Genomic DNA, 5566 nt, shown 5'->3' on the forward strand with positions numbered 1-5566 from the left:
TGTGCTCCGGTCACTCGATGCGCTGACCGGTCTTCGCCCAGTCCCTTCAGATCGGCGGCGCTGACCGCCGGCACGTCGAGCCGCAGGTCGATCCGGTCGAGCAGGGGACCGGACACCCGCGACTGGTATTCTGCCGCGCAGCGCGGCCCGCGTCGGCAGACATGGCCGTCCCCGCCCCCGCAGCGGCACGGGTTCATGGCCGCCACCAGCTGAAAACGCGCCGGATAGGAGATGCGGTGATTGGCGCGGGCGATCACCGCCTCGCCGCTTTCGAGAGGCTGGCGCAGGGCGTCGAGCGCCTGAGCCGAGAACTCCGGCAATTCGTCCAGGAACAGCACGCCCTGATGGGCCAGCGCGATCTCGCCGGGGCGGGGCCGCGCGCCGCCTCCGACGAGCGCCGCCATCGAGGCCGAATGATGCGGCGCCCGGAACGGCCGCCTGTTGGTCAGCCGCCCCCCGGCGAGCTCGCCCGCGACGGAGCGGATCATCGCGACCTCGAGCAGCTCCTTGGGCTCCAGCGGCGGCAGGAGGCCCGGCAGCCGGCTGGCGAGCATCGACTTGCCCGCGCCGGGCGGGCCGCAGAGCAGCAGATTGTGCCCGCCGGCCGCCGCGATCTCGAGCGCCCGCTTGGCGGTCTCCTGGCCACGCACCTCCCGCAGGTCGGCGACGGGGCCGCTCGCCTCAGGGAGACCGGGGCGCGGCCGCGCCAGAACCTGCACGCCCTTGAGATGGTTCGCGATCTGGATCAGCGAGCGCGGCGCGACGATCGGCAGGTCAGAGCTCGCCCACGCCGCCTCCGGCCCGCAGGCTTCCGGGCAGATCAGTGCATGGCCGCGCGCATGGGCCGCCACTGCGGCCGGCAGCGCACCCGCGACCGCGGCGATCGTGCCGTCGAGCGCGAGTTCGCCGAGCACGGTGCAGCCGCTCAGCGCGTCAGGCGGCACCGCTCCGATCGCCGCCATCAGCCCCAGCGCTATCGGCAGGTCGAAATGCGCGCCTTCCTTGGGAAGATCGGCGGGCGCGAGGTTGATGGTGATGCGCCGCGGCGGCAGGGCGAGCCCGGCAGCGGTGAGCGCGGAGCGCACCCGCTCGCGGGCCTCGGTGACCGCCTTGTCGGGCAGGCCCACGATCGAGAAGGCGGGCAGGCCCGGGGCCACCTGGACCTGGACATCGACCGCCCGGGCCTCGATGCCCTCGAAGGCGACGGTGGAGACCCATACGACCATGCCGCAGCCCTCGGCTTCTGTCCTCCGCGAGAGTATCGGCGCCGTTCCGCCTGGGGGATTATGTATCTTGCAAACCTGTCTGGCCTGTGCGATAAAGATCGGGCCAAGAGGTTCTAGCGATGTCCGTCCTTTCTCAGCCCCAGTTTCACGACGAAGAAGCCGCCTTCGCGTGGCTTGAGAAGACGGTGTGGGGCGACGCTCCGGTTTGCCCTCACTGCGGCTGCATGGGCCGCATCGGCAAGATCAAGGCGAACCCCGAGAAGCGCGTCCGCCTCGGCCTCTGGAAGTGCGGCGACTGCAAGAAGCAGTTCACGGTGAAGGTCGGCACCGTGTTCGAGCACGCCCGCATGCCGCTCCATAAGATGCTGCAGGCGGTCCACCTCATGTGCTCTTCCAAGAAGGGCATCAGCGCTCACCAGCTGCACCGCATCCTAGAGGTCCAGTACAAGACGGCGTGGTTCCTCGCTCACCGCATCCGCGAGGCGATGCGCTCCGGCGAGCTGGCGCCCATGGGCGGCGGTGGCGGTACGGTTGAGATTGACGAGACGTTCATCGGCCGCCTCGAAGGCCAGCCGAAGAAGCGCCACGGCGGCACGACCACGTTCAAGAACACGGTGTTCGCCCTCGTGGAGCGCGGCGGCCAGTCCCGCATGTTCCACGTCGAAGGCACGACCAAGAGCGAACTGCAGCGCATTATCCGCGCCAACGTCTCGGCGGAAGCCAGGATCATGACCGACGAAGGCCGCTGGTATCTCGGCCTCGACAAGGACTTTGCGAGCCATCAGGTCGTGAACCACGGACGCAAGGAGTACGGCCGTGGCGAGGTCTACACGAACACGGTCGAAGGCTATTTCTCGATCTTCAAGCGCGGCATGAAGGGCGTCTATCAGCACTGCAAGGAGCGCCACCTGCACCGCTACCTCGCGGAGTTCGAGTTCCGGTACAACGCCCGCGAAGCCCTTGGCGTGAACGATCAGATGCGGACGCATCGCGCGGCGCTCGGCATCAAGGGTAAGCGGCTGACTTATCGAACAGCTAACTAACGGTAACCCTTGGCGTAGATGCCGTCCGGCGGGTTAGCAGGGTCGTAGACACCTTCTATTTTAGTGTCTCTCGGCCAGTAGCCGAGTTTGTCCAAATTGACGAACTCGGCATGGTGTCGCCACAGGATCGTACCAAGGTTTTTCGACTTGTCTGCGCCGGGTAGAGAGTGCCCCCGGCGTTCGATCGCCCGCACCAATGCACCTCGTTTCAAGGGCCGGCCGGTGCTGAGCAAAACCTCTCGCGCTACCTTCACTACGCCGGCGGGCGAAAGTGACTCATTGTGGGCTTTGGGGTCATCCGCAGAAGGCGCGATGCCGGGAAACAACTGATTGACGAGCGTTTCCGCGTCTCCAAAAAGCCTAGCCTCTGCGAGAGCTTTGATCCGCGGAAGCGCCTCTAAGGCAGCGTCCAACTCCTTGAGGAGCTTCGCAGCCTCTTCGCGTCTGCGCCTTAGACGCTCTTGAAGTTCTTCAAAATCGGCCATCTGCACGCCAGCCGGATACACCACGCCACCATCGACGCACATTGCACCCATGGCCGCCTCCAAGTCACGCCTCCACTCCAAATATGGTTAACGGACTCTAAACAAGGCCTCAGGGTGTGAAAAGGGACTTGTGCCGCTTGCACCCACTCACAGGAGTCGGTAGCTTACCCTGACCGGCGGTGTGCTGGTGAAAGGAGGTGGGCGTGACCACACCCATGAAGCCCCTGCTCGGACACGGAGCCGACGGGCTTAGGGGAGACTAAAAAACGAAAGGGGCCAGTCCCGATGTGGCGTCGGAACCAGCCCCCTGAGGCAACAGCAACCGGGCGACCAATGTCGCGGGGTCAAAGCAGCCCACCACCGCTTAGACTCGCACGTTAGTCGCCCACCCTCAACCCTTTTTCTAAAAGGGGATCGAGATGGTGCGCGTCCGCGCTTACCGTCGCCGCCGGTTCGGCCGGTGGGAGCATGTCTGTAGCCACTATCGTAGCTACCCGAACTGAACGGCGGCACGTCCGCTGAACACCGCACGACAGTCGCCGCCGGGTTCGCTCGGCGGCGATTTGCGTTTGGTGCAAACCAGGATCAGATTCGGTCTATGAGCGATGATCCCAAAGACCCCCGCCCGCAGATCGACAAGTTCCGCGACGCCGCCCGCGAGCTAGGCACGGACGACGATCCGGAGCGGTTCGCGGAGAGGGTGCGGAAGCTGGCGAAGGCGAAGCCGGTGCCTATGCCTCAGAGGCCTGAAGCGCGGGGAAAGCCGAAGAGCTAGGAGCCTGGCTTCGCCGCCTCCTTGAGAACTCCTAGGGCATCAACTCCCGCCTTCGATAGAAGCACTGCTACGATCACAAGCAGGATCGTGTATAGGAATGCTCCGCAAACTGACTCAAAAACTGAGCCCCAGAACTTCCCCTTTAGGGCCTCTTTCTCGATTTTAGGGGTTTCTTCTTCTACAATGCTATAGGCAAAGCTCGCCAGAGCGGATTTTGCTTCTTCCTTCAAACCCGAAAGGCGCGAGTCCGTCCAAGAGTCGACGTACTGCTCCAACTCGTGGTCCGTTGGCTTTCTCCGGTGCTTAGCGCCAATGGCTTCGGCCCATTCGCGCTTGGACCGCTTGTACAAAGCATATGCAACCAGTCCCACAAGCTCAGGCTGCTCGTGGGCAGGGTCGACCACCAGTTGCCGAAAGATCGGATTAAAAGCGACCTCAGGAGCAGGCGCCGCCCCGCCACCGACATCAGCGCGACCGTCAAAGGGTGGCGGCATAAGCCTACGCTGGTTCGATCAGGCGGCGCTTTGACCGGGCCTTCTCAAGGGTCTTCTCCGCATCGTCCAGAGCGTTGCGAAACACCCGCTTGTCCAAAACGAAGGCCGATTTTCCAGAGCCGGTTGCGATCTCTCGGAACGAATGACCGCTCTTGGATGCGCGGTTGCCCACAATCACGAACGCGCCAGAACTCGATGACCTCTTGAGCGTCGCCATTATCACCCTCCCGGCTGCATTGCCCCCTTGCAGCCGTCTCCCCGAGACACGATCAGATTGGCGAATCACCAGCTACCACAGGCGTACGCTTACGTCGTGCTTGCGGTGAAACTGGCGCGGTCGCCAACGCCCGTCAACTCAGATCGCATAGCGCCATCACGCTCGCAGTGCCGGGTTAACGAACCAGGCCCTACATAGGGAGCAATTATGGCCGTTTGAGTGGCCTGCTAACGTTTGCGAGGGGCTAAGGCTGCAGAAGTCACGTGCTACGCCGGCACGGGCTCTAGGTCGCCCCAAGCGCTGTCCCAAAGGCCATCTGGGTCGATGACGACGAGATCGCAGCCTAGTTCGTCAGCCTTGGCTTTCGCATAAGCGGCGACCTCAGCGGCCGGCGCCCCCGAGGGGTTCACCTCTAGCTCAACCACGCGGCCTTTTGCTCTAGAGCCTCTTCGTGATCCGATGGCAGCGAGACGATCCCGACAGGGCCGTCATCTTCCGCCAGAAGCCTTAGCGTCACGGCGTCATCGACCTCGAAAAGCTCAGCTCGGATGCGTGGCATCTGTGCCTCCATCGATTGGAAGGGCAGCCTATCTGCTAGGAGCTAGTTTGCAAACTACATAATCCCCTCCGCCTGTCAAGAACAATAAGGGAACATTCGTGCCGCGCCCGTAGGAGCCCTGGGCTATGTGTTCTTAACCGACGCTCGGCTATCCTGCGGCCTTGCGGAGACAGGTGCGATGCGCCTCACGTTTCTTGCGTTCTCGTTGATCCTCGCCGCCGCCGCGCCAGGTCGCGCGCAGCAGGCGTCGGCATCCGCCGCGCCTCCGGCGCCGGCGGTCATGAACCGCGCCGACCTCGTCGCGCTCGTCAGGCGCGAAGCCGTCGGCCAGGGCCTCCCGGCGGAGCTCGCCGAAGCGGTCGCGGAGATCGAGAGCGGCTACAGCCCTTCTGCGGTCGGCGGCGTCGGGGAGATCGGGCTCATGCAGATCCGTCCCGCCACGGCGGAGATGCTCGGCCATTCGGGCGGCGCGCTCGGCCTGTTTGATCCTGCGACGAACGCCCGGTTCGCAGTGCGTTATCTGGCGCAGGCGTGGCGGCTCGCGGGCGGGGATGTCTGCCGCGCCCTGATGAAGTATCGCGCCGGCCACCGCGAGGAGCGGATGACGCCGCTTTCGGTTAGCTACTGCGCGCGCGCGAAGAGCTATCTGGCCGCCCTCGGATCGCCTCTGGCGGCCGGTGCCGGACCGGTGGCGGAGATCCAGCACCGTATCGCGGATGACCTCGAGCATCGGCGTGCCCTCGTCGTCGCGCGGCGGCAGGCCGCTG

General features: G+C 64.7%; 6 protein-coding genes. 2 read left to right on the forward strand and 4 right to left on the reverse strand.

What is annotated here, in order from left to right; genetic code table 11:
* The coding region (locus ACIKT0_RS12135; RefSeq protein ID WP_407105583.1) for a YifB family Mg chelatase-like AAA ATPase at positions 1 to 1226 on the reverse strand (1226 nt) is incomplete at its 3' end.
* A gap of 119 nt (positions 1227 to 1345) precedes the next feature.
* Between ACIKT0_RS12135 and ACIKT0_RS12140 the strand changes: the two genes are divergently transcribed.
* Complete coding sequence (locus tag ACIKT0_RS12140) at positions 1346 to 2269, forward strand: IS1595 family transposase (protein WP_407105584.1); 924 nt, start codon at positions 1346 to 1348, stop codon at positions 2267 to 2269.
* On the opposite strand, the gene ACIKT0_RS12145 is transcribed toward ACIKT0_RS12140, so the two are convergent.
* From ACIKT0_RS12145 to ACIKT0_RS12155, 3 genes are all read right to left on the reverse strand, one after another.
* Positions 2266 to 2817, reverse strand: a complete 552-nt coding sequence (locus ACIKT0_RS12145) for a hypothetical protein (RefSeq protein ID WP_407105585.1) — start codon at positions 2815 to 2817, stop codon at positions 2266 to 2268. The genes ACIKT0_RS12140 and ACIKT0_RS12145 overlap by 4 nt on opposite strands.
* A 708-nt stretch (positions 2818 to 3525) precedes the next feature.
* The gene (locus ACIKT0_RS12150; RefSeq protein ID WP_407105586.1) at positions 3526 to 3933 is read right to left on the reverse strand and encodes a hypothetical protein; all 408 of its coding nucleotides are present in this window, start codon (positions 3931 to 3933) and stop codon (positions 3526 to 3528) included.
* Between the two features lie 94 nt (positions 3934 to 4027).
* Positions 4028 to 4240 (reverse strand): hypothetical protein, encoded by a 213-nt coding sequence (locus ACIKT0_RS12155; protein WP_407105587.1) that lies wholly within the window; start codon positions 4238 to 4240, stop codon positions 4028 to 4030.
* Positions 4241 to 4977: 737 nt separating this feature from the next.
* On the opposite strand from ACIKT0_RS12155, the gene ACIKT0_RS12160 reads away from it, so the two are divergent.
* Positions 4978 to 5566, forward strand: a 589-nt coding sequence (locus ACIKT0_RS12160; protein ID WP_407105588.1) for a lytic transglycosylase domain-containing protein, incomplete at its 3' end; no start/stop codon positions are given.

Origin of the sequence: Hansschlegelia beijingensis (assembly GCF_045505405.1) — a bacterium.
In the GTDB taxonomy this organism is placed as follows: Bacteria; Pseudomonadota; Alphaproteobacteria; order Rhizobiales; family Methylopilaceae; genus Methylopila; species Methylopila beijingensis_A.

What these genes read in the sequence shown, in the direction of transcription:
- ACIKT0_RS12140 (WP_407105584.1), top strand. Translation starts at nt 1,346, where the DNA reads ATGTCCGTCCTTTCTCAGCCCCAGTTTCACGACGAAGAAGCCGCCTTC.
- ACIKT0_RS12155 (WP_407105587.1), bottom strand. Translation starts at nt 4,240, where the DNA reads ATGGCGACGCTCAAGAGGTCATCGAGTTCTGGCGCGTTCGTGATTGTG.